A 23,581-nucleotide genomic window follows, 5' to 3' on the forward strand; every position below is an offset into this window, starting at 1 on the left:
ATGACGCCCCTTCGCCTGATCGCGCTTTGCGCCCTTGCCGTGCTGACCGCCCTGCCCGCGCAGGCCTTCGACACCCGCGCCCGCGCGGCTTGGGTCTATGATCTGTCGACGCAGACGGTGCTTCTGGAAAAGGACGCCGACATCTCGATCCCGCCCGCCTCGATGTCGAAGCTGATGACGCTGAACATGCTGTTCGAGGCGCTGGCCGAGGGGCGTGTGACGCAGGACACCACCTTTGCCGTCTCGACCAAAGCGAAGCAGATGGGCGGCTCGACGATGTTCCTCAACGAGATGGACCGGCCCTCGGTGCAGGATCTGATGCAGGGGATCGCGATCAATTCGGGCAACGATGCCTGTGTCGTCGTCGCCGAGGGGCTGGCGGGCTCGGAAGAGGCTTTTGCCACCGGAATGACCGAGCGCGCGAAGATGCTTGGCATGACGAAATCGACCTTTGCCAATGCCTCGGGCTGGCCGCATCCGAACCAGCGCATGTCGATGCATGACCTCGGCATTCTGGCGGTGCGGCTGATCACGCAATTCCCGCAATATTACCCGCTCTTCTCGGAGACGCAGTTCAACTACAAGAACCGCGCCCCGGCGAATGCGCATAACCGCAACCCGCTTCTGAAGATCGCCGCGGCCGATTGGCACGCGGACGGGCTGAAGACCGGGCACACCGAAGAGGCGGGCTATGGCCTTGTCGGCTCGGCGGTGATGGGCGATCGACGCATCGTCTTCGTGATTTCGGGGCTGGCCTCCGAGGCGGACCGCGCGTCGGAAGCGGAAGCGGTGGCGAACTGGGCTTTTCGGCAATTCGTGATGAAGACCGTGGCGCCGAAGGGCACCCGACTGGCCGAGGCGCCGGTCTGGCTCGGCTCGGAGGCGACCGTGGGGCTGGTGCCCGCGACGGATGTTTCGATGCTGATCCCGGCGGGCGCGGCCGAGGGCGTGAAGGCCGAGGCGGTCTTTTCCGGCCCGATCACCGCGCCGGTGAAGGCCGGGGCCGAGCTTGGCAGGCTGGAAATCACCGTGCCGGGGCTGGGGCTGCGCACCGTGCCGCTGCTGGCCGAAAGCGACGTGGCCGCGGGCGGATTCCTTGTCCGCTTCACCTCTGCGGCCGGGCGGCTCGTGGCGCAGGCGCGCCAGATGGTTGCCAGCTGAGCCGATGTTCATCACTTTCGAGGGCATCGACGGCTCGGGCAAATCCACGCAGGCCCGGCTTCTGGCCGAGGCGCTGACCGGGCTTGGCCGCGATGTGCTCCGCACCCGCGAGCCGGGCGGCAGCCCCGGGGCCGAGGAAATTCGCGCGCTTGTGTTGCAGGGCGATCCCGACCGCTGGTCGGCCAAGACCGAGATCCTGCTCTTCACCGCCGCGCGGCGCGACCATCTGGAACGCACGATCGAACCCGCTTTGGCCGCGGGCAAGGTCGTGATCTGCGACCGCTTTGCCGACAGCACGCGGATGTATCAGGGCCTCTCGCGCGGCGATCTGCGGGCGCTGGTCGACGATCTGCACCGGATGATAATCGGGCGCGAGCCGGACCTGACCTTCCTGATCGATATCGACCCCGCTGTCGGGCTCTCGCGCGCCAAGGGGCGGCAGGGCCACGAGGAACGCTTCGAGGATATGGGGCTTGCGATGCAGGCCCGGATGCGCGACGGCTTCCTGACCCTTGCGCAGGAATTCTCGAACCGCTTCAAGGTGATCGAGGGCGATCGTGCGCCAGAGGCCGTCGCGGCAGAGGTGTTGGCGCTGACCCTTGCCGCGCTAGGCACCCGCGCATGAGCCGCGACGAACTTCCCGATCCGACGCAGATCGAGGGTGCGCCCCACCCGCGCCAGACTACGCATATTTACGGTCAGGAGAAGGCCGAGGCGGATTTCCTGACCGCCTTCAATTCGCATCGGCTGCACCACGCCTGGATGCTGACCGGCCCGCGCGGCGTCGGCAAGGCGACGCTCGCTTGGCGCATCGCGCGGTTTTTGCTGACGCAACCGCTCGACGGCGGCGGCGGGCTCTTCGGTGCCCCCGAGCCGCCGCGCAATCTGGATGCCGACCCCGAGCATCCGGTCAGCCGCCGTCTGCTGGCCGGGGCCGAGCCGCGCCTTTTCCATCTCAAGCGCGGTCCGAACGACAAGGAAACCGCCCTTTCGGAAGACATCCGCGTGGTCGAGGTGCGCAAGCTGACCTCGTTTCTGCACCTTTCCGCCGCCGATGGCGGGCGGCGCGTGGTGATCGTCGATGCCGCGGATGAACTGGCCACCGCCGGGGCGAATGCCCTGCTCAAACTGCTCGAAGAGCCGCCGCCGCTGGTCACCTTCCTGCTCGTCACGCACCAGCCCGCCCGGCTTTTGCCGACGATCCGCTCGCGCTGCCGCGAATTGCGGCTGGCGGCGCTCGCCCCCGAGGATCTGGCGCAGGCGCTTCAGGGCGCGGGCGCCGAGACCGAGGACACGCTGGCGCTTTCGGCCCTTGCCGGTGGCTCGGTCGGCGAGGCGATCCGGCTGATCAATCTCGACGGGCTCGACGCCTATCGCGCGCTTGTCGGGCTGCTCTCGGGCCTGCCCCGGATCGACCGGCAAAAGGCCTGGGCGCTGGCCGAGGGCATGACCGGCAAGGGCAACGAGGCGCGGTTCGATCTGATGCTCGGCCTGATGGATCTGTTCCTCGCCCGTCTCGCCCGCGCGGGTCTGACCGGCGCGCCGCAGCCCGAGGCCGCCCCGGGCGAAGCGGCGCTGCTGACGCGGCTTTGCCCCGATGGCGCGGCGGCACAGAAATGGGCCGGGCTGCATCAGGATCTGGGCGCGCGGGCGCGGCATGGCAAGGCGGTCAATCTTGACCCGGCGACGCTGGTCATGGATATGGTTCTGGCAATCAACGCCGCGCCCTAGGCGGCAGGAGAGTCCCTTGACCGAGCCCCTTCCGCTTCTTGTCGACAGCCATTGTCACCTCGATTTCCCCGACTTCGCGGAAGAACTGCCCGAGGTCGTCGCCCGTGCCCGCGCGGCCGGGGTGACGCGGATGGTGACGATCTGCACCCGCCTGCGCAACGTGCCGCAAGTCCGCGCGATCTCCGAGGCTTACGAGGGCGTCTTCTGGGCCGCGGGCACCCATCCGATGAGCGCCGCCGAGGAGCCCATGGCGACGGTCGAGGAACTGGTGGCCCTTGCCGCGCATCCGAAATTCGTCGGGCTGGGCGAGACCGGGCTGGATTACCACTACACCGCGGAAAGCGCTGAGATTCAAAAGGTTTCGCTCTGCCTGCATATCGAGGCGGCGCAGGAAACCGGCCTGCCGCTGATCATCCATTCCCGCGCCGCCGATGACGACATGGCCGCGATCCTGACCGAGGGGATGAAGCGCAAGCCCTTTGGCTGCGTCATGCATTGCTTCTCCTCGGGGCCGGAGCTGGCCCGGGTGACGCTGGACCTCGGCTGCTATCTTTCCATGTCGGGCGTCGCCACCTTCCCGAAATCGCAAGAGATCCGCGACATCTTCAAGACCGCGCCCTTGGACCGGATCCTGCTCGAGACCGACGCGCCCTATCTGGCCCCGCCGCCCTTCCGCGGTCGCCGCAACGAGCCCGCCTATACCGCCCATACCGCGAAGATCGGCGCCGAGGTCTTTGGCCTGTCCCTGCCCGACTTCGCCGCTGCCACGACCGCCAATTTCGACCGTCTTTTCGCAAAGGCCTGCCATGGCTGACCGGCTGCGCTTCACCATCCTTGGCTGCGGCTCCTCGGGCGGCGTGCCGCGCATCGGCGGTCATTGGGGCGAATGCGATCCGGCGAACCCGAAGAACCGCCGCACCCGCTGCTCGATGCTGGTCGAGCGGATCGGCGCGGCGGGCATCACCCGCGTGCTCATCGACACCTCGCCAGACCTGCGCGAGCAACTTCTGCGCGCCGAGGTCGCGACGCTCGACGCCGTGGCCTTCACCCATCCGCATGCCGATCACATGCACGGGCTCGATGACATAAGGCAGATCACCTTCAACATGCATGCGCGCCTGCCGGTCTGGGCCGATCCCCCCACGACCGAGGCGCTGCTTCTGCGTTTTGACTATGCCTTCGTGCAGCCCGCGGGCAGTGACTACCCGCCGATCTGCACCCTGAACCGGATCGACGGCCCCTTCACCATCACCGGCGCCGGCGGGCCGGTGACGCTGGTCCCGTTCCGGGTCGAGCACGGCAATATCCCGGCGCTTGGTTTCCGCATCGGCGGGCTGGCCTATCTGCCCGATGTCTCGGCCATTCCCGAACCGGTCTGGCCGGTGCTGCAGGGACTGGACCTCTGGGTGCTCGATGCCCTGCGCCGCAAACCGCATCCGAGCCATGCGCATCTGGCGCTGTCGCTTGAGTGGATCGCGCGGGCGGCGCCAAAGGAAGCGGTGCTGACGAACATGCATATCGACCTCGACCATTCGGATCTGGAGCGCGAGACCCCGGCCCATGTCCGCGCCGCCTATGACGGGATGGTGCTGGAACTGGCCGTCTGATGTCGGCGCTGATCGATGTCATCTTGCCGGTCTTTCTGGTGATCGGCTTTGGCTATCTGGTTGCCTGGAAAGGGCTTTTCAGCGCCCCCGCGGTCGAGGGGCTGATGCGCTTCGCCCAGAATTTCGCCGTGCCGGTGCTGCTGGCCCGCTCGATCGCGAAGCTGGACCTGTCGGCCAGCTACGACCCCGGCCCGATGCTCTCCTTTTACGCCGGGGCGCTGTCGTGCTTTGCGATCGGCAGCCTTGCGGCGCGGATCTGGCTGAAACGGACCGGCCCCGATGCGGTGGCGATCGGCTTTGCGGCGATGTTCTCGAACTCGCTGCTGCTCGGCGTGCCGATCACCGAGCGCGCCTATGGCCCCGATGCGCTGGCGGGCAATTTCGCGATCATCTCGTTTCACTCGCCCTTCTTCTACACGGTCGGCATCGTCGCGATGGAATGGGTGCGAAGCCACGGCACCGGCGCGGGGCTGTCGCGCGTGGGGCTGAACGCACTTCTCGGCATCCTGCGCACGCCGCTCGTCATCGGCATCCTGTGCGGTTTCGCGCTGCAGGCGCTGTCGGCGCTGACGGGCCAGGCCGTGCCGGGGCCGCTGATGGCGGCGATGGACATGATCGCGCAAGCGGCGCTCCCCGCCGCGCTTTTCGGTCTGGGCGGGGTGCTGCTGCGCTACCGCCCCGAGGGCGACGGCCGCGCCATCGCGATGGTCACCGCGCTTTCGCTGATCGTGCATCCGGGCATCGCCTACAGCCTTGCGCATTTCGTCTTTCACACGCCGGTGGCCGGGCTGCGCTCGGCGGTACTGACCGCGGCGATGGCGCCCGGCGTCAACGCCTATCTCTTCGCGAACCTCTACGGCACAGCGCAGCGCGTGGCGGCGTCCAGCGTGCTGATCGCCACCGCGCTCTCGATCCTGTCGATCTGGGTCTGGCTCGCGATCCTGCCGTAAGCCAAAGGGGGGCGCTGCCCCCCGTCCCTGCGGGACTCCCCCCGAGATATTTGTGGCAAGATAAATCCCTGAAACGAGATCGGTTTTATCTTGCCCGAAATATCCCGGGGGTGAATTTTGCAAAGCAAAAGAGGGGGCAGAGCCCCCCTCTCTCCGGTTCCGAATGTCGCCCCGTCTCAGGTCGGGCTCATCCCGCGCAGGCGCTCCGAGCGGCGGCGCAGCAGTTCCACCACGGTCAGCAGCGCGACCGAGATGATCACAAGGAGCGTGGCCACGGCGAGGATCGCGGGGCTGATCTGCTCGCGGATGCCGTTCCACATCTGCCGCGGGATCGTTTGCTGGTCATTCGCCGCGATGAAGAGCACGGCCACGACCTCGTCAAACGAAGTGGTGAAGGCGAAAAGCCCGCCCGAAACGACGCCCGGCATGATCAGCGGCATCTGCACCCGGAAGAAGGCGGTGCGGGGATTGGCACCCAGCGAGGCGGCGGCGCGGACAAGCGATTGGTCGAAGCCCGAGAGCGTCGCCGTCACGGTGATGATCACGAAGGGAATGCCCAGAGCGGCATGGGCAAGGATGATGCCCGCATAGGTGCCCGCAAGGCGTCCAAAGCCGATCCCGTCCTCGGTCAGCATCGGCATCCACTTCATCGAGTAGAAGAAGAACATGCCGGTCGCCGAGATGATGATCGGCACGATCATCGGCGAGATCAGCACCGCCATGATCGGCTTGCGCCAGGGCATCTCCGGGCGGGTCAGACCCAGCGCCGCGATAGTGCCAAGCCCGGCCGAGATCAGCGTCGCGAAAACACCGATGATCACCGAATGTTTCGTCACCTGCACCCAGGTCGCATTCTGCCAGAAATCCCACCAGAAGGCCGCATCGCGCGGCGCATCGGGGTTCTGCATCCCGAAGGTGATCAGGCTGTCATACCAGCGCAGCGAATAGCCGCTGGGGTCGAGCGTCATCATCTTCTCGGTGAAGGTGAAATAGGGCTCGGCGTTGAAACTGAGCGGGATCACGATGATCACCGGCGCAATCAGGAACAGGAAGATCAGCGCACAGATACCAAGGTAGGTGTAGTGCCACAGCTTTTCGAGCGGGGTTGCGTAGACGGGAAGTGCCATGGGTTCGTCCTCTCAGCCCAGCTTCATCTTGTCGATGCCGACGAGGCGGTCGTAGATCCAGAAGAAGATCAGCACGACGAGCAGCAGTTGCGCGGCCAGGGCGGCGGCAAGCGACCAGTTGAGCGATTTCTGCATGTGGAAGGCGATCAGGTTGGAGATCATCTGGCCATCGGCGCCCCCCACGAGGGCCGGGGTGATGTAGTAGCCCATCGCCAGAATGAAGACCAAAAGGCCCCCTGCCCCGACACCCGGCAGCGTTTGCGGCAGATAGACCCGGCGGAAGGCCGTCCACGAGGTCGCCCCGAGCGAGCGGGCGGCGCGGACATAGCTCGGCGGGATCGTCTTCATCACCGAGTAAAGCGGCAGGATCGTGAAGGGCAAAAGGATATGGGTCATCGCGATGATCGTACCCATCTGGTTGTAGATCATCTGCACGCGGCCATCGTCGCCGATGATGCCAAGCCAGACCATCAGATCATTGAGCACGCCCTGTTGCTGCAAAAGAACCATCCAGGCGGTGGTGCGCACCAGAAGCGAAGTCCAGAACGGCAGCAGAACGAAGATCATCAGCAGCATCGCCTTGCGCATCGGCAGCGTCGCCAGAAGATGCGCGATCGGAAAACCGATCAGCAGGCAGATCGCGGTGATTTCCAAAGACAGCATCAGCGTGCGCAGCATCAGTTTCTTGTAGACCGCCTGCCCCTCTCCCACCGAGACGATCTTGCCGGTCTCGTCGCGCTTGAGGTCATTCGCAGCCAGATAGAAATCCATGGTGAAGGGCGACGAGGCCGAACGCATCGCGCGCCAGATATTCAGATCGCCCCATTTCTTGTCGAGCTTGAGGAAGGCCTCCTTGTAGGGCGGTTCCATCTTCTCGGCGCCGCGGGCGGCCGCAGTAAAGAGCGAGCGGGTTCCGGACACGTCATAGTTGATCCGCGTGCCCGCTTCGCCAGCGGTCTTGTCCTTCTTCATCGCCACCAGATCGTCGCGCAGCGCCAAATAGGCGCTTTCGTCGATCTCCGATCCGGCGGGATGGCTGTCGAACCAGGCGGCCAGCGCGGGGGCATGGGCGGAAAAGCCGTCGTTGTAGATCGACTTGCCCAGCATCTGCCCGATCGGGATGATGAAACTGATCAGAATGAACAGAAAGAGCGGTGCAACAAGCAGGAAGGCACGGCGGCGGCGGACGGCGAGCGAGGCGGCGAGAGCTGCCTTGAGCGGGCGCCCGTCATTGGTGATGATCGGCCCGGTGGCAAGGTCGGTGGTTGCGTCGGTCATTCGGTTCCCCGGACATGTGAGGAAGGGCCGCCGCAGGACATGCGGCGGAGAGGCGGTCGGGCGGGGTTTCCCCCGCCCGTCGAAACTCGGGCGATCAGCCAGCCAGCCAAGCGTTGAACTTTTCGTTCAGCTCGGTGTCATGGTCGGCCCAGAAGGTCGGGTCGGTCCAGATCGGCGACTTCATGTTGTCCGGGTTGGTCGGCATGTAGGGCGCCATTTCGGTCTTGCCGTCCTGATAGAGGCCGACAAGGGCGTTCGACGACTTGCGGGCCGGACCGTAGGAGATCCACTTGGCCTGATCGGCCAGACGCTGGGTGTCGGTCGAGAAGGCGAGGAATTTCTTCGCATCTTCCTTGTGCGGCGCGTCTTTCGGGATCACCCACAGGTCATAGTCCATGTAGGAGCCGTCCCAGACGGTGCCGAAGGGCTTGCCTTCACCGACTTCGGCGGCGAAGAAGCGGCCGTTGTAGCCGTTCGTCATCACGACTTCGCCGTCGGCGAGCAGTTGCGGCGGTTGCGCGCCAGCTTCCCACCAGACGATGTCCGACTTGATGGTGTCGAGTTTCTTCAGCGCGCGCTCGACGCCTTCCGGGGTGCCGAGCACGTCATAGATCTGGTCGGCCGGAACGCCATCGGCGTAAAGCGCCAGTTCCATCGTGCGCTTGGCGGCTTTCAGCAGACCGCGCTTGCCCGGGTATTTCTTGGTGTCGAAGAAGTCGGCGACCGTGGTGGGCGGGGTGTCGCCGACCTTGGTCTTGTCATAGGCGATGACGGTCGCCCAGACGATGTTCGCAACGGCGCAATCCTGGATCGCGCCCGGCACGAAGTCTTCGGTGGCCGGGGTGCCATCGGGCGCGGCGGGCAGCGTCGCCGGATCGATCGTCTCGAGCAGGCCTTCGTCGCACATCTTGATCGCGTCGGAGAGTTCGACGTCGGCGAGGTCGATCGAGACGTTGCCGGCTTCGGCCTGGGCTTTCACCGGAGCGGCCGGGTTGTCGGCGTCGATCGAGTTGATCTTGATGCCGGTCATCGCGGTGAAAGGCTTGTGATAGGCCTCGACCTGCGAAACCGTGTAGGCGCCGCCCCAGGAGACGACGTTGAGTTCCTGCGCCTGAGCGGCGGCAGAAACGCCAACCAGCGCCGTGGTGACGATCAGAAGTTTCTTCATGAGGTTACTCCCTTGTTGATTTGGCTGTTGGATGCCCGCCTGCGGATGTTTCCCCGCTTTGCGGATGATACGGCGGCACCGCCGCATCTTGTCTTGGTTTGGCCGCCTGGCGGCCGGATCTCATCCCTCGGTCCCGGTCTTCTGCGATCTTACATCGGATCGAGCGCCCGTGCGTCGGCCGGATGCCAGCCGATCTTCACGTGCTGGCCCGGATGCAGCTTGGTCTGGCCGATCGTGTTGCGCGATTTCATCACGAAATCCGTGCTGCCCGCAACCTTCATGCGCGTGCGGAAGATATCGCCCATGTAGATCACTTCGAGGACTTCGGCGTCGATCATGTGGGCGCCCGGCGGCATCATCTCGGGTTTGAATTCCACCCGTTCGGGGCGGATCGAGACCAGCGTCTGCTGCCCCTTGTGGCGGATGTTCACCGGCGTCGCGTCGATGATCTCGCCCGTTGCAAGCCGGACAAGGCATTTCTCGCCATCCAGCTCTTCGACCGTGCCCGGCAGCTTGTTGTTCTCGCCGATGAATTGCGCGACGAAGCTGTTCTTCGGCCGCTCGTAAAGCTCATCCGGCGGCGCCAGCTGCTGGATCCGGCCATCGTTGAACACGGCGACACGGTCCGACATCGTCAGCGCTTCGCCCTGATCGTGGGTCACATAGACCACCGTCAGGCCAAGGCTGTCGTGCAGGTGCTTGATTTCGAACTGCATGTGTTCGCGCAGCTGTTTGTCGAGCGCGCCCAGCGGTTCGTCCATCAAAACCAGCGCCGGATCGAAGACCAGCGCCCGGGCCAGCGCCACGCGCTGCTGCTGACCGCCCGACATCTGCGCCGGACGGCGGTTGGCGAATTTGCCCATCTGCACCATGTCGAGCGCGCGCATCACCTTGGCTTCGCGTTCGGACTTGCCCATGCCGCGCACTTCGAGCGGGAAGGACAGGTTCTCGGCGACGGTCATGTGCGGGAACAGCGCATAGTTCTGGAACACCATCCCGATGCCGCGCTTGTGCGGCGGCAGTTCGTTGATGTTGGTCCCGTCAAGCAGGATGCGCCCGTTCGTTGCCGTCTCGAAGCCCGCAAGCATCATCAGGCAGGTGGTCTTGCCCGAACCCGAAGGCCCGAGCATGGTCAGGAATTCGCCCTTCGCAATCGACAGGTTCAGATCTTTGACGACGAGCGTCTCGCCGTCATAGCTTTTCTGCACATGGTCGAAGACGACGAATCCTTCGTCGGTCGTTGTCGCAGTCAATGCGGGCTCCCCGTGGTTTTTCTGGTTCGTTAGCTCCCGTGAGGCAGACTAAAACAGCGCTGCCCCCGGATTTCAACCGGGATTTCCCAATCGCGTGAAAGCGGTGTGCGTCACCGCCGCTTCGGTCACAAAACCGTCAGAATGCGTCAAATTGCGGGTGATGCGCGACCAGTTCGCACATGCAGCGCGATCAATTTGGCAGCGCCGCAAAAACCGGCCCACCGGGGGACCATAGGCCTTTTGGACAGGTGCCCCCGCCCAAACCACCCCTGCCAATGCCGGAATCGCCCGAATCAGTGTCGCTTTTGCTGCCAGATCCAGTGCAGCGATTCCCATGGGGCCAGGCCAGAAACTCTCGACCCAGAGGCCCTCGACAGAGATCAGCGCATGGCGCGGCAAAAGCAGATGGAGATAAAGCACCCCGTCCGACGGGCGCGTAAGTCCGTTGAGCACCCGCGCCCCGCCCCATCCCGTCGCCGCCAGATGCCCGGCCCGCGCCAGCAGCCCGCCCGGAACCGCAACGCCATGCTGCGGCGACAGCTGCACCGGGCTCGCATTGCCAAGCCGACCCGCCTTGATCTCCACCGGACGCAGCTTCGGATCGGCCGCAAGCTCCGGGCCGGAGACATGCCGGGTGCCGATCCAGAGCACCGGCAACGGCGGGCCGTCGCGCACCGTGACCAGATCGCCCGGGCGCAGCGCCTCGACCGGGACCGGGCCGCGCGGTGTCGCCACCCGCGTCCCGGCCACAAGGCAGGGCACGCCCATGGCATGCAGCATGCCGGGGGCCCGAACAGTCGCGGGTGCGATCCCCAGAAGCGTCACCGAGGTGCCATCGGGAAAGGTCAGCAGCGCATTGCCAAGGCCATCGTCACTCACCGACACGTCCCAGACGTTGATCGGCGTATTCGTGCCGTCCAAGAGCCCTGCAACGTCAAGCTGATCACTGGTCAGGGCACCATTCGACGACAGGTCGAAATCGGTGATGTAATCATGGCCCGCGCCATCGGCCATGAGGATCGTGTCCAGGCCGAGCCCGGTGGTGATGTGATCATCTCCGGTGCCGCCGGTGATCAGGTCATCGCCCGCCCCCGCCGAGACGGTATCGGCGCCCTTGCCCGCCAGTATGGTGTCGTCCCCGTCCCCCGCCGCCAGACTGTCGGCCAGGGCTGAGCCCGTGATCGTGTCATTGCCCGCCCCGGCATCGAGCGTCACCCCCGTCAGCGCCGCCGAGGCATTGAAACTGTCGGCATAATCGGTGCCGGTGAACCGTTCGATTTCCCAGAAGTGATGGGTCGCCGTATCACCCGCATAGGTGAACGTGCCACATTCCCAGCCCGCCCAGGTGACTTGTGCCGCCGCGCCATGCAGCTCGACAGTGTCGAAGTCGGTGCCCCCCTCGCCGCCATAGATCGACCCCGCCCCGGCGCCGTGATCATAAAGGAAGGTATCGGCATCATCGCCGCCCAGAAGCTGATCCGAGCCCGTCCCGCCCGAGATCGTGTCATCGCCCGCCGCCCCCAGAAGCGTGTCGTCGCCCGCCTCGCCATAGATCAGATCATTGCCCGCATCGCCCCAGACAGAGTCGTTGCCATCCCCCGTCCAGATCGTGTCATTGCCCGTGCCGCCATCGACTGTGTCGGCCCCGGCTCCGGCCTCGATGCTGTCGTTGCCTGCCTCGCCATGCAGCTGATCGTCGCCCGAGCCACCGATCATCGTGTCGGCGCCGGTGCCGCCGATCAGGCTGTCATTGCCCGCGGCCCCGTCGATCCAGAGCCCCGAGCCGTCGATCGCCGCATTCACCGTATCGGCGAGCTCCGTGCCGTAAATCCCCTCGATGTTGTCGAAGATGACCGAATTCGTACCCTGGCTGGCCGTGCCATCCTCGGAATCGGTGAAAGTGACCTGGACCCCGGCAAGCGTTTCAGTGCTGAAGTCGAGCACATCGAAATCGTGCCCGCCGGTGGTGGTGGTCGCGCCGCCAAAGACAGTGTCGCTGCCCCAGCCCGTTTCGAAATAGATCCGGTCGGCATCGGCATCGCCGTGGATCAGATCATTACCGGTATTTCCCGCCAGACTATCGGCGCCATCTCCCCCCAGAACGGTGTCATTGCCCGCCCCGCCCATGAGGGAGTCGCTGCCCGCGCCACCATCGATGCTGTCGTCCCCGTTACAGCCATGGATCGTGTCCTGCCCATTGCCGCCAAGGAGCGTGTCATTGCCATCCTCGCCGCGGATCGAATCGTCGTCATCGCCGCCATCGACATGGTCGTTGCCCGATCCGGCCCAGATCGTATCGTTGCCCGCATCGCCGTAAAGCGTGTCGTTCCAGACATATCCGGTCGTTCCGGTCCAGTCGTCGATGTAGTCGTTTCCGCTGCCGCCATGGACCGAGTCGCCGCCCGTGCCGAACTGGATCGAATCGTCGCCCGAGCCGCCGTCGATCGTGTCGGCCCCCGCCCCGGCGGTGATCGTATCGTTGCCCGCCCCCGCCGCGATACTGTCGGTGTAATCGCCGCCGAGAATCGTATTGACCAGATCGGGGTCGAAGCTCATCGAGGTAAACGAGCTGAAAAGCGGTCCCGTTGTCTCGTCGGCGGTGGAGGTGACGTGATAGGTCACACCCGGCGTCAGGGGTGCGGTCACCACCTCGCCGATGATCGTGCCGCCGATCTCCATCGTATACATGTGCACGACAGTGCCCGATGGATCGGTGAAGGTCGAAGACCACTCGACATAGACCTGACCGGAATGAAGCAACGTGCCCGCGGCGTCATAAACGGCGACATGCTGGTTCGAATCGTTGCCGATCTCGTCGGCCAGGAAATTGCTGTCGCCCGCCAGATTCGAATCGTCGTCAGTAAAGACGAAGGTGCGCCGAGAGCTCGAATAGTCCCAGGCAGGATCGACCTTGAACTGCGATCCCGGTGAGAGCGTCGACCCGCCGCCCTCGACTTGAAACTGGGCCCCATACAGTCCCTGGACGGTCCAGGTCGTCATTTCATTTACGTCCCATCCGCCCCGCTGCACCGCGGATTTCTTGGGACGAGAGTGACGCAGATTCCTCAATGCGGCCTTAACGCGATTAAGGAAAGTAACCGGATTTCGCGGCAAATGGCTCGGGCCGGAAAAGACGAAGCCCGGAGCTTTCGCTCCGGGCTTGCGGCCTTCAGGCCAGTGGTGCGGTTGAAAAGACTCGAACTTTCACGGGAGTTACCCCACAGCGACCTCAACGCTGCGCGTCTACCAATTCCGCCACAACCGCATGTTCTGGCTTGGTGAGGGGCGATTTAGCCGAGCCCGCGGGGAATGAAAAGCCCCATTTTGCAGGTTTCGAAAAATCTCTTTCATCGCGGCATGAAAAAGGGGCGCCAGAGCGCCCCTTCCCGTCGTCTTTTCCGAGGCTTGGCCGATCACGGCGCCGCGGTGGCGGTGCCTTTCGAGGGCAGCATCGAGGCCCCGGTCGAGACCAGCGAGGCCGCCGCCCCGGCAAAGCCCGCCAGACCACCGGCCGAGGCCGATTTGGTCGAAACCGTCACGCCCGGTTCAGCCGCAGCCTGCGCCATCACCGGCACCGGCAGCATCGGCAGCGCCTCGGCCCGACCATTGATCGCCAGCGCGGCCTTCTTGATCAGCGCGGCGCGGTCGGTCTGCTCGGGCAGGAACACCGGGGTCTGACCGACGCTGAGGGCATTCAGACCGACGTCATACCAGTCCAGCGCCAGCGCAGGCTGCGCTTCAAGGCCGACCCCCGAAGCCAGATGGTGACCGATCATCTCGGCATAGACCATGTTGCCAGTGCCGGTCAGCACCAGCGCCGAAGCCAGCGCCATCTCGGCATCATCGGTTTCATAGCCGACACCAAGGCAGACTTTGGAGGTCGCAGCCAGCTGAGCCTCGGGCATGCCCGAGGTCTTCAGCCAGCCCTGAATCGAGGCCACCATGTCATCGCGCGGCGTCGTGGCGATCTTGGCCACCTGATCCTTGAGCGCGGCCGAGAAGCCCTTGCACTGCTCGGCGATCTGCGCCGGGGTGAAGCCCGGGATCTGCGCGGCAAGCGCCGCACCATCGGCCTTGGCGGCGGCGGAGACGGCACAGAACTGCTCGCCCAGTGCCTGCGCCGGATCGTTCATCGCAGCCACGGTCTGCGGCGCGCCATTCGCCCCGGATTTCGCCCCGACGGCGCTGCAATAGCTGGTCAGCGTCAGTTTCGGCGGCGTCATCGCGGCGGCGAAATTCGGCATCACGGCGGGGGCCGCGGGCGCGGCGGGTTGAGCCACCGGCACCGGCGCGGGCAGCGTGGGCATCATCGGCGCGGGCGCGACCGGCATCGGCTGGGCCGCCACCGTCGTCGGCGCCCCGCCCGGTTTCACCTCGCAGGCGCCATGCGTGCAGGAGAACATCGCAGGCGTCGCCCCGGCCACCTGGAAGTCGTTGCGCTGATAGCCCTGCGGCGTCGAGGCAAAGATCTCGACCGTGCAGGCCGGGCCATTGCACCAGAAGCCCGACCCCGAAACCGAGGTATCGAGCATGTAATCGGTGCGCCCGTCGGCGTTCAGATCGGTCATCGTCACGAAGCCTGCGCGCTGCATCAGAAGCATCGGATCGACATTGGCGTTGCGGGCGATTTCATAAACGGCCGACGAGACATCGGGCGGCAGCCCGCCGATCGAGCTGCCCGGCATCATCGCCGGACCGGCCCCGGCGGTCGAGGTGCCGAGCGTCTCGTCGCGCTGCGCGAGCAGCATGCCGCGGATGCCCTGCGGGCTGCTGGCGATGATCTGCTGCACTTGCGGCCCGCCGATCATCGCGCGGTTATAGGCGGTGACAAGGATCTGCCGCTCCATCTCGGCCAGCTGGCCGGTGGGCGGGAAGCCCAGCAGCGCCTGATATTGCGAGATCGCCGACCGCGACTTCGGCCCCAGCGAACCATCCGGCGTGCCGACCGGATAACCGAAATAATTCAGCGCCGTCTGCACTTCGCGGTTCTGCTCGCGCTGCGCGCTCGAGATGCCGGATTTCGGTGCGCTCGAACGATGGGTCGGCGCACGGCGGTGGTTCTGGTCGTTCGCAATCGCCGCCCCCAGAAGACCGCCGACGATCAAGCCCCCGATCACATCGCCGCCATTGGCCAGAACCGGATTGCCCGTGCCAAGCCCGACCGCACACATGACGAGCCCGGTGATGAGTTGACGACCTTTCATGACTTCCTCCAATGCGAGACCCGCCAGGCGCGCCCCAAATGCAACCCGCTCCCGACGGGTCGAGATAAAACCCTCGTGAGTGTTTGCCCGAATCATCCTTGAGGCAAGTTTTTTATTGCTTTAGTTCGATACGATGACGGAGATGCAGATGCCCGAATGGATCACCTCGGACGGCCTTGTGCCCTACCCCGACGCGCTGGCCTTCATGGAGGCGCGGGTGGCCGCAATCTCGGCGGGCACCGCTGACGAGGCGATCTGGCTTCTGGAGCATCCGCCCCTTTACACCGCAGGGACCTCGGCCCGACGCGAAGACCTGACCGATCCGGATCGCTTTCCGGTCTTCGAGGCCGGTCGCGGCGGGCAATACACCTATCATGGCCCGGGTCAGCGCGTCGTCTATGTGATGCTGGATCTGAACAAGCGCGGCCGCGACGTGCGCTGCTTCGTGCAGGCGCTGGAAAACTGGGTGATCGGCGCTCTGGCCGAGTTCAACGTCAAGGGCGAGATCCGCGACGGCCGCGTCGGCGTCTGGGTCACACGGCCCGACAAGCCGCCCATGGCGGATGGCGCGATGCGCGAAGACAAGATCGCCGCGATCGGGGTGAAACTGCGCCGCTGGGTCAGCTTTCACGGCATTTCGATCAACGTCGATCCCGACCTGAGCCATTTCTCCGGCATCGTGCCCTGCGGCATTCGCGAGCATGGCGTGACCTCGCTGGTCGATCTCGGATTGCAGGTCACCATGGCCGATCTCGATCTTGCCCTGAAACGCCGCTTCGAGACGGATTTTTCGCCGCAGTGCGGGCGCTGAAATCTCAACAAAGAACGCATCGGCTTCATCTGGCATTCACTTTGCGCAAGGAATCTTGCCCGGGCCATCATCGAATTGGAACAAAGTGATATGCGCGACCTTTTGCCTTGTGGTAAAGCGTTGGGCGGGTAAGGAATCTGCCCCTTGGCCCCGGCGAGAGACCGGGCAAGCAAACAGACCAAGGATACAGCGATGAAGATCAGCCTCACTGCCGCTACTGTCGCCGCGCTCGTGCTCGCCGCCCCCGCTTTCGCGGGTGACCCGGCCGCCGGCGAAAAAGAATTCAACAAGTGCAAGACCTGCCACTCGATCATCGCTCCCGATGGGACCGCGATCGTCAAGGGCGCGAAAACCGGTCCGAACCTCTACGGCGTGATCGGCCGCACCGCCGGCACCTACCCGGACTTCAAATACAAGGACTCGATCGTCGCGCTCGGTGCCACCGGCTTCGCCTGGACCGAAGCGGACATCGCGGTCTACGTGCAAGACCCGACCGCCTTCCTGAAGGACAAGCTCGGCGACAAGAAAGCCAAGTCGCAAATGGCGTTCAAACTCGCCAAGGGCGGCGAAGACGTCGCGGCCTACCTCGCTTCGGTTGTGAAATAAGATCCGGCTTCTGCTGGTTCCGGGCCCGGTCGGTTCTCCGACCGGGCCTTTTCATTTGGCACGAAGCGCGCGCGGGGCTAGGCTGACCGAAACCCCGGAGGCCCCGATGCAGCTGCGCTATGTGATCCTCTACGTTCCCGACGTTGCCGCCACGATGGACTTCTACGCCCGCGCCTTCGGGCTGGAGCGCGCCTTCCTGCACGAGAGCGGCACCTTCGGCGAAATGGTCACCGGGGCGACGAAGCTCTGTTTCAGCGCGATTGCGCTGATGGAGGCGATCGGCAAGCAGGTGGCAAAGACGCCGCCCGCCCTGCCCTCGTTCGAGCTGGCCTTCGAAACCGAGGACGTGGCCACGGCGCTGGCCCGCGCAGTTGAGGCCGGGGCAACGCTGGTGCAGGGCGTCGAAGAGATGGACTGGGGCCAGACCACGGCTTACGTCCGCGCGCCCGAGGGCACGCTGGTCGAGATCTGCACCCCCGTCACCGGCTGAGCCCGGCGGTCCGGTCGGCTTGGCCCCAAATATCCCGACGCGACGGGGGGCAGCGCACCTCCGCCCGACCGAGCCATGCCAAAACATTGATTTTCAACAACATCTTATTCCTCCCGCAGGCCTTGACCAAAACCGCCCCTCCCCGTAGGTTCGGCCGAATTTTGCCCCGGAGAGTCGCGCCATGCCCATGAGCCCCCAGTCGTCGGAAAAACCCACCGCGCTCATCGCCACCGCAGACGGACAACTCTTCTACGGTCGCGGCTTCGGGGCGACCGGCGAAACCGTCGCCGAACTGGTCTTCAACACCGCGATGACCGGCTATCAGGAAATCATGACCGACCCGAGCTACGCCGGTCAGGTCGTCACCTTCACCTTCCCCCATGTCGGCAACGTCGGCGTCACCCCCGAGGATGACGAGACCGGCGATCCCGTCGCGGCCGGTCTGGTGGTGAAATGGGACCCGACTGAGCCCTCGAACTGGCGGTCGGTCGAAAATCTGGTCGGTTGGCTGGAAAAACGCGGCCGGATCGGCGTGGGTGGCATCGACACCCGTCGCCTGACCCGCACGATCCGGCAACAGGGCGCCCCCCATGTGGCGATCGCCCACAACCCCGATGGCGTCTTCGACATCGAAGCGCTGGTGAAAAAGGCGCGCGACTGGAAGGGCCTCGTCGGTCTTGATCTCGCGAAAGACGTCACCTGCGCGCAAAGCTACACTTGGGACGAGCAACGCTGGGCTTGGCCCGAGGGCTACACCCGCCGCGAGGGTCCGGGCTTCAAGGTCGTCGCCATCGACTATGGTGCCAAGCGCAACATCCTGCGCTGCCTCGCCTCGACGGGCTGCGACGTGACGGTTCTGCCCGCCACCGCCACCGCCGAAGAGGTGCTGGCGCTGAACCCCGAGGGCGTGTTCCTCTCGAACGGTCCGGGGGATCCGGCCGCGACCGGCGCCTATGCGGTGCCGATGATCCAGGGTGTGCTGAAGACCGACCTGCCGCTGTTCGGCATTTGCCTCGGTCACCAGATGCTGGCGCTGGCGCTTGGCGCGAAGACGATCAAGATGAACCACGGCCACCACGGCGCGAACCATCCGGTCAAGGATGTGACCACCGGCAAGGTCGAGATCACCTCGATGAACCACGGCTTTGCTGTCGATGCGCAGACCCTGCCCGCGGGCGTGCAAGAGACGCATGTCAGCCTGTTCGACGGCTCGAACTGCGGCATCGCGGTCGAGAATCGCCCCGTCTTCTCGGTGCAATATCACCCCGAAGCCAGCCCCGGCCCGCAGGACAGCCTTTACCTTTTCGAGCGTTTTGCCGCCGCGATGGCCGCACGCCGCGCCGCCTGAGCGAAGTTATCCACAGACGTTCTCGACTTGTTCCGGCCGCCCACTGGGCGGCCGAAAAAATGACTCGCGGAATCCGCATTCCGGAAAGCTTTATTTAACCTCGCATTAACTACGAAGGCGAAATTGTGGCCCCAGCAAATCTGCGCGGGGGCGAGATGCAACAGTCTGCTCAACTCAAGATGACATCCGTCGAGGTTGCGGAACGGCCAGTGGTCGTCGCAACGATTTCGCCGACACCGGTGGCGGCACAGGCCACCGCGATCCTCGCGAAACCTGCGCTCGACACCCCCCCGTTCAAACGCCCGGCCCGGTCCGTGACGGCCGATCCGCGGCGCAGTATGCGCCCCAGGCGGGACCGCGTGCCGCTCGGGCAGATCCTGCTGGAAATGGGGGCGGTGCAGCCGGGCGACATGCTCAAGGCGCTTGCGCTGCGCAACCGGCAGGACGTGCGGCTGGGCGACATCCTTCTGATGCATGGCTGGGTGAGCGAGGCCGACCTGATGGCGGCGCTGGCGAAACAGTCGCATGCGGCGGTGATCGATCTTCTGGCCGAACCGCCCGATCCCCGGTTGATCGACACGCTCGGCCCCGAGCTGTGCCTCAAGGAGGCGATGGTGCCCTGGCGGCGCATTGGCGGCATCACCCTGATCGCCACCGCCCGCCCCGAGCAATTCACCCGCCTGAGTGCGGACCTGCCGCCGGAGTTCGGCCCCTACCGGATGGCACTGGCGCCCGAACGCGACGTGCATGCCGCGCTGCTCTCGCGGCGGCAGACGGCGCTGATCCGGCGCGCCGAGATCAAGGTGGAGCCCGAAGACTCCTGCCGCACCCATAACGAAAGGCAGACCGCCCGGCTTGCTCTCTCCGGCATCGCGCTTTCGGTCGTCGGGCTGATCGTGGCGCCCGAGGGCGTCTTCGCGCTGCTCTTCCTCTGGGCGATGGTGACGCTTTACGCGACGATGGGGCTGAAGCTGCTCGCCTGGATCGCCGAGATGCGCGGCCGCGTGCAGGACCATCAGGCCGCGATCAAGGCGGCGACGACCCCGCATCCGCAGCATCGCTTGCCGCTGATCTCGATCATGGTACCGCTGCACAAGGAGCGCGACATTGCCCCGCGTCTCGTCGCGCGGCTGTCCCGGCTGAACTGGCCGCGCGAATTGCTCGATATCCTGCTCGTGGTCGAGGAAACCGACCGCACCACCCGCGAGGCGCTGCACGGCGCCGACTTGCCGCGCTGGATGCGCGTCGTCACCGTGCCCGCCGGGCCAATCCAGACAAAACCACGGGCGCTGAACTATGCGCTGAACTTCTGCCGCGGCTCGGTGATCGGGGTCTATGACGCCGAGGACATGCCCGAGCCCGACCAGCTGCACATCGTCGCCCGCCGCTTCGCCGAAACCGGCCCCGAGGTGGCCTGCCTGCAGGGCATTCTCGATTACTACAATCCGCGCACGAACTGGCTCGCGCGCTGCTTCACCATCGAATATGCGGCCTGGTTCCGCGCCATGCTGCCCGGTCTGGCCCGGCTTGGCCTTGTCGTGCCGCTGGGCGGAACCACGCTCTTTTTCCGCCGCGAAGCGCTGGAGGACCTGGGCGGCTGGGATGCGCATAACGTGACCGAAGACGCCGATCTGGGCATCCGTCTGGCGCGCTACGGCTACCGGACCGAGCTGATCGCCGCCGTCACGCATGAGGAAGCCAATTGCCGCCCCCTGCCCTGGATCAAGCAACGCTCGCGCTGGCTCAAAGGCTATGCGATGACCTGGGCCGTGCACATGCGCAACCCGGCCCAACTCTGGCGCGACCTTGGCCCGAAGCGCTTCTTCGGCCTGCAGATCCTGATCCTTGGGGCGCTCTCGCAATATCTGCTCGCGCCGCTTCTGTGGTCGTGCTGGCTGATCCTGTTCGGGGTCTGGCATCCGATCGAAGCGATCCTGTCGCGCGGGATGGAAACCTGGCTTCTGTTCACCTTCGTGCTGACCGAACTGATCAACATCACCGTCGGCGCCTGGGCCGTGCGCGGCAAGGACCACCGTCATCTGATCCCCTGGGTGCCAACGTTGAACTTCTACTTTCCGCTCGGCGCGCTGGCGGGCTGGAAAGCGATCTACGAGGTGATCAGCCGCCCCTTTTATTGGGACAAGACCGTGCATGGCGTCTTTGATGCCGCGCATCACATCTCGGCACCGGCGCTGCGCTCGGATCTCGTCGCGGATATCGCCGCCGCCATGCCCGGCCCCGAAGTCATCGAACGCACGCCGCTGGCGCCGTTGATCGATTGAGAAAGATCGTCCTGCGCCACATGGAGCGACAAGGGTCAGGGATGCTCGGTCCGCGCCTCGGCATCGAGCTTCAGACGGGTCTCGAAAGCCTGCGAAATGTGGTGGCGCAGCGCCGAGGCGGCCGCCTCGGCATCGCCCGCGCCGATCGCATCGACAATCGCCTGATGCTCGTCCAGCGCCATCGCCCCCCGACCCTCGGCCGCAAGCGAGGTCGTCGCCAGAAGCGCCATCGAGCGGTGCACGAGGTCGAGTTGCTGCACCAGATAGCGGTTGTGCGAGGCCAGATGCAGCTGCCGGTGAAAGCGCTTGTTCGCCCGCGCCAGCGCGATCGGATCGTCTTGGCTTGCCCGGTCGCTGTCGATCATGTCCTGCAGCACCCGGATTTCCTCGGGCGCGGCATGTTTCGCCGCCAGCCGCGCTGCCAGCGCTTCCAGCTCCGCACGCACGACATAAAGCTCGGCCAGCTGGTTGTGATCGAGCGAGGCCACGATCAGCGAACGCCCGTCGCGCGCCAGCATCGCCTGGGTCTCGAGCCGCTGCATCGCCTCGCGCACCGGCGTGCGGGACACACCGAAACGCTCCGCCAGCTCGGATTCCACAAGCCGATCGCCCGGTCGGTAAAGCCCGGCATCGATCGCCTCGAGAATGAGCGTATAGGCATCCTTCTGCATCGACGTTCCGACCTTTCCCCGTCACCTTCCCCATTGTATGCCGCAGTATGCGGAATCGGGACACCCGGCAGATTAGGCGCAGCCTTGCGCCGTGACAAGCCGCCACAGTTGCAAATCCGACACCTTGCACTACCTCACCGACCTCTTTAGCCTGAGCCCATGCCCGCTTCCGCCTTTTCCCACGTCTGTCACTGGGTCTTCGACCTCGATCACACGCTCTATCCGCCCTCGGCGCGGCTCTTCGATCAGATCGAAGTGCGGATGACGGCTTACGTGATGCGCGCCCTCGGCATCGACCGCGACGAGGCAGATCATCTGCGCGATCACTACTGGCGCAGCCATGGCACGACACTGGCGGGGCTGATGCAGGTGCATGGGATCGATCCGACGCCCTATCTGGAAGACGTGCATGACATCGATTTTTCGGTGCTGACACCCGATCCGGCGCTGCGCGCTGCCATCGCCGATCTGCCCGGTCACAAGATCGTCTTCACCAACGGCTCTGCCCCCTATGCGGAAAAGGTGCTGTCTGCGCGCGGGCTTGGCGGGCTTTTCGACGGCATCTTCGGGGTCGAGCACGCGGATTATCACCCGAAACCCGCCGCCCGCGCCTTTGCCACGATCTTCGGTCTTGCGGGCGTCGATCCGGCCCGCGCCGCGATGTTCGAGGATGACCCGCGCAATCTGGCCGTGCCCCATGCGCTCGGCATGCGCACCGTCCATGTTGCGGCCCAGCCCGAGCACGCCCCCCATATCCAGCATCACACGAACGACCTGCCGCATTTCCTGCGCAGCCTGCGTGCGGCCCGGCATCGCTAGGCAAACCTGTCCCGCCTCTGAAACAGGCAGGGTTAAAATAATTCTAACCTTTTGCGCCGCGACAACTTGACGCGAATCTGTGGCTCCGCATACAAGTGTATGCAGAATTGGCCATCTTGGGAGATGGCTCTGGGAGACAGCAGAATGACCATGACCACTGCCACCGGCGCTTTCTCGGGTTCCGATCACGGGCATACCGAGAAAAAGGATTACACCCTCGCCATGTATCTGATCGCGGCCGTGGTGATCGGGATCATCGCCTTCGCGGTGGCCACGATGGGTCTGGGTGGGCTGATCCTGTTCGGCGTCGGCGCGACCTGGTTCATGCTGGCGCTTCTTGTCGTGATGACCGCGGGTGGCTGAGCCCCTCCAACTCGCACCGCACCAAGGCCCGGGTCGCAGCCCGGGCCTTTTTGTCTCAGCGACCTTTTGTTGGCTCGTTTTTTGCTTGCATTGAGCAGATTTTCCCGGGGTTCGACTCGCAACCGCCCTTCCCCGGCGAAAGGAACCTCCATGACCACGACGCAATCGTCCAACGACAGCAACACCGCCCTCACCCTCTATCTGATCGCCTTCGCGATCTTTGCGGTGATCGTCGCCTCCTACATGATCGCGGGCCTCGGCGGCCTGATCACCTGCTTCGTCGGCCTGACCGCCGTCGTGATGGTGATGATGGCGGTCACCGCGCGGAACTGACGACCGATCCGGGGCCGGGTTTCCCGCGGCCCCGGCATGCCCCCCGGCCGCTGCGGCGAAATGCGATCTGGCCGATCCGGCCCGCACCATGGCCTCCTTGCCGCGACACGCCTGTCAAGGCTGAGCAATCGGAAGGGATCGACCATGAGCACTGCGAACCCGACGTCCAATGTGGGGGCTACGCTTTTCCTGTTTCTCATCGCGGTGCTGTTCATCGGCGGCGCGGCTCTGGGCTTCGTGCTTGGCGGGCTTGGTGGTGTGATCCTCTGGTTCGTCCTGATGAGCTTCCTGATGCTCGGGATGCTGGTCGTCATCTCGATGGCCTGACGGATTTGGCGGCGGACGGTTGAAACCGGCCCCGGTTGTGCCATCTTGAGGG

22 protein-coding genes and 1 tRNA gene are annotated in these 23,581 nt (G+C 65.1%); 15 read left to right on the forward strand and 8 right to left on the reverse strand.

Going from position 1 to position 23,581, the window contains the following annotated elements:
- Genes ACTTAI_RS13435 through ACTTAI_RS13460 form a run of 6 tightly spaced genes read left to right on the forward strand, consistent with a single transcriptional unit; the run spans window position 1 to window position 5,449 of the window.
- Window positions 1–1,161: a D-alanyl-D-alanine carboxypeptidase family protein gene (locus ACTTAI_RS13435; protein WP_444452052.1), complete on the forward strand. Its 1,161-nt coding sequence runs from the start codon at window positions 1–3 to the stop codon at window positions 1,159–1,161.
- A gap of 4 nt (window positions 1,162–1,165) precedes the next feature.
- Window positions 1,166–1,786, forward strand: a complete 621-nt coding sequence (gene tmk, locus ACTTAI_RS13440; RefSeq protein ID WP_444452053.1) for a dTMP kinase — start codon at window positions 1,166–1,168, stop codon at window positions 1,784–1,786.
- Entirely contained in the window at window positions 1,783–2,892 is a 1,110-nt protein-coding gene (locus ACTTAI_RS13445; RefSeq protein WP_444452054.1) for a DNA polymerase III subunit delta', read from the forward strand. Before tmk ends, ACTTAI_RS13445 begins: the two co-directional genes overlap by 4 nt.
- A 16-nt stretch (window positions 2,893–2,908) precedes the next feature.
- Window positions 2,909–3,706 carry a TatD family hydrolase gene (locus ACTTAI_RS13450; RefSeq protein WP_444452055.1) on the forward strand — a complete coding sequence of 266 codons (798 nt, stop codon included), beginning with the start codon at window positions 2,909–2,911 and terminating at the stop codon, window positions 3,704–3,706.
- A complete protein-coding gene (locus ACTTAI_RS13455; protein ID WP_444452056.1) occupies window positions 3,699–4,499 on the forward strand; it encodes an MBL fold metallo-hydrolase in 801 nt (266 codons plus the stop codon). Before ACTTAI_RS13450 ends, ACTTAI_RS13455 begins: the two co-directional genes overlap by 8 nt.
- Window positions 4,499–5,449: an AEC family transporter gene (locus tag ACTTAI_RS13460; RefSeq protein ID WP_444452057.1), complete on the forward strand. Its 951-nt coding sequence runs from the start codon at window positions 4,499–4,501 to the stop codon at window positions 5,447–5,449. Before ACTTAI_RS13455 ends, ACTTAI_RS13460 begins: the two co-directional genes overlap by 1 nt.
- Before the next feature lie 176 nt (window positions 5,450–5,625).
- On the opposite strand, the gene ACTTAI_RS13465 is transcribed toward ACTTAI_RS13460, so the two are convergent.
- From ACTTAI_RS13465 to ACTTAI_RS13495, 7 genes are all read right to left on the reverse strand, one after another.
- Window positions 5,626–6,576 (reverse strand): ABC transporter permease, encoded by a 951-nt coding sequence (locus ACTTAI_RS13465; protein WP_110806032.1) that lies wholly within the window; start codon window positions 6,574–6,576, stop codon window positions 5,626–5,628.
- Window positions 6,577–6,588: 12 nt separating this feature from the next.
- Window positions 6,589–7,854: an ABC transporter permease gene (locus ACTTAI_RS13470; protein WP_444452058.1), complete on the reverse strand. Its 1,266-nt coding sequence runs from the start codon at window positions 7,852–7,854 to the stop codon at window positions 6,589–6,591.
- A 94-nt stretch (window positions 7,855–7,948) separates the two neighbouring features.
- Window positions 7,949–9,022 carry an ABC transporter substrate-binding protein gene (locus ACTTAI_RS13475; protein WP_444452059.1) on the reverse strand — a complete coding sequence of 358 codons (1,074 nt, stop codon included), beginning with the start codon at window positions 9,020–9,022 and terminating at the stop codon, window positions 7,949–7,951.
- 149 nt (window positions 9,023–9,171) lie between these two features.
- Window positions 9,172–10,275: an ABC transporter ATP-binding protein gene (locus ACTTAI_RS13480; protein ID WP_444452060.1), complete on the reverse strand. Its 1,104-nt coding sequence runs from the start codon at window positions 10,273–10,275 to the stop codon at window positions 9,172–9,174.
- A 72-nt stretch (window positions 10,276–10,347) separates the two neighbouring features.
- Complete coding sequence (locus ACTTAI_RS13485; RefSeq protein WP_444452061.1) at window positions 10,348–13,275, reverse strand: Hint domain-containing protein; 2,928 nt, start codon at window positions 13,273–13,275, stop codon at window positions 10,348–10,350.
- Between the two features lie 178 nt (window positions 13,276–13,453).
- Window positions 13,454–13,540: transfer RNA gene (locus ACTTAI_RS13490), tRNA-Leu, on the reverse strand.
- A 148-nt stretch (window positions 13,541–13,688) separates the two neighbouring features.
- A complete protein-coding gene (locus ACTTAI_RS13495) occupies window positions 13,689–15,479 on the reverse strand; it encodes a peptidoglycan-binding domain-containing protein (protein WP_444452062.1) in 1,791 nt (596 codons plus the stop codon).
- A gap of 148 nt (window positions 15,480–15,627) precedes the next feature.
- Here ACTTAI_RS13495 and lipB point away from each other — a divergent pair, with 148 nt between their 5' ends.
- The 5 genes from lipB to ACTTAI_RS13520 all read left to right on the forward strand — a co-directional run bounded on the left by lipB (window position 15,628) and on the right by ACTTAI_RS13520 (window position 21,016).
- Window positions 15,628–16,290, forward strand: coding sequence for a lipoyl(octanoyl) transferase LipB (lipB, locus tag ACTTAI_RS13500; protein WP_444452063.1), 663 nt, complete (start codon window positions 15,628–15,630; stop codon window positions 16,288–16,290).
- 192 nt (window positions 16,291–16,482) lie between these two features.
- Window positions 16,483–16,896, forward strand: a complete 414-nt coding sequence (locus ACTTAI_RS13505; RefSeq protein WP_444452064.1) for a c-type cytochrome — start codon at window positions 16,483–16,485, stop codon at window positions 16,894–16,896.
- Window positions 16,897–17,002: 106 nt separating this feature from the next.
- Window positions 17,003–17,386, forward strand: a complete 384-nt coding sequence (locus ACTTAI_RS13510; RefSeq protein WP_444452065.1) for a VOC family protein — start codon at window positions 17,003–17,005, stop codon at window positions 17,384–17,386.
- 181 nt (window positions 17,387–17,567) lie between these two features.
- Window positions 17,568–18,734: a glutamine-hydrolyzing carbamoyl-phosphate synthase small subunit gene (gene carA, locus ACTTAI_RS13515; protein WP_444452066.1), complete on the forward strand. Its 1,167-nt coding sequence runs from the start codon at window positions 17,568–17,570 to the stop codon at window positions 18,732–18,734.
- A gap of 155 nt (window positions 18,735–18,889) precedes the next feature.
- On the forward strand, window positions 18,890–21,016 hold the full coding sequence (locus tag ACTTAI_RS13520) for a glycosyltransferase family 2 protein (protein WP_444452067.1): 2,127 nt from the start codon (window positions 18,890–18,892) through the stop codon (window positions 21,014–21,016).
- A 35-nt stretch (window positions 21,017–21,051) separates the two neighbouring features.
- Here ACTTAI_RS13520 and ACTTAI_RS13525 read toward each other — a convergent pair whose 3' ends face one another.
- Window positions 21,052–21,687, reverse strand: coding sequence for a GntR family transcriptional regulator (locus ACTTAI_RS13525; RefSeq protein WP_444452068.1), 636 nt, complete (start codon window positions 21,685–21,687; stop codon window positions 21,052–21,054).
- A gap of 159 nt (window positions 21,688–21,846) precedes the next feature.
- On the opposite strand from ACTTAI_RS13525, the gene ACTTAI_RS13530 reads away from it, so the two are divergent.
- The 4 genes from ACTTAI_RS13530 to ACTTAI_RS13545 all read left to right on the forward strand — a co-directional run bounded on the left by ACTTAI_RS13530 (window position 21,847) and on the right by ACTTAI_RS13545 (window position 23,529).
- Window positions 21,847–22,506 carry a pyrimidine 5'-nucleotidase gene (locus ACTTAI_RS13530; RefSeq protein WP_444452069.1) on the forward strand — a complete coding sequence of 220 codons (660 nt, stop codon included), beginning with the start codon at window positions 21,847–21,849 and terminating at the stop codon, window positions 22,504–22,506.
- A gap of 144 nt (window positions 22,507–22,650) precedes the next feature.
- Entirely contained in the window at window positions 22,651–22,869 is a 219-nt protein-coding gene (locus ACTTAI_RS13535) for a hypothetical protein (protein WP_444452070.1), read from the forward strand.
- A 150-nt stretch (window positions 22,870–23,019) separates the two neighbouring features.
- The gene (locus tag ACTTAI_RS13540) at window positions 23,020–23,202 is read left to right on the forward strand and encodes a hypothetical protein (protein WP_110806019.1); all 183 of its coding nucleotides are present in this window, start codon (window positions 23,020–23,022) and stop codon (window positions 23,200–23,202) included.
- Window positions 23,203–23,346: 144 nt separating this feature from the next.
- Entirely contained in the window at window positions 23,347–23,529 is a 183-nt protein-coding gene (locus ACTTAI_RS13545; protein WP_444452071.1) for a hypothetical protein, read from the forward strand.
- Window positions 23,530–23,581 lie beyond the last annotated feature (52 nt).

Origin of the sequence: Rhodobacter capsulatus, from assembly GCF_052363175.1 — a bacterium.
Classification (GTDB): domain Bacteria; phylum Pseudomonadota; class Alphaproteobacteria; order Rhodobacterales; family Rhodobacteraceae; genus Rhodobacter; species Rhodobacter capsulatus_D.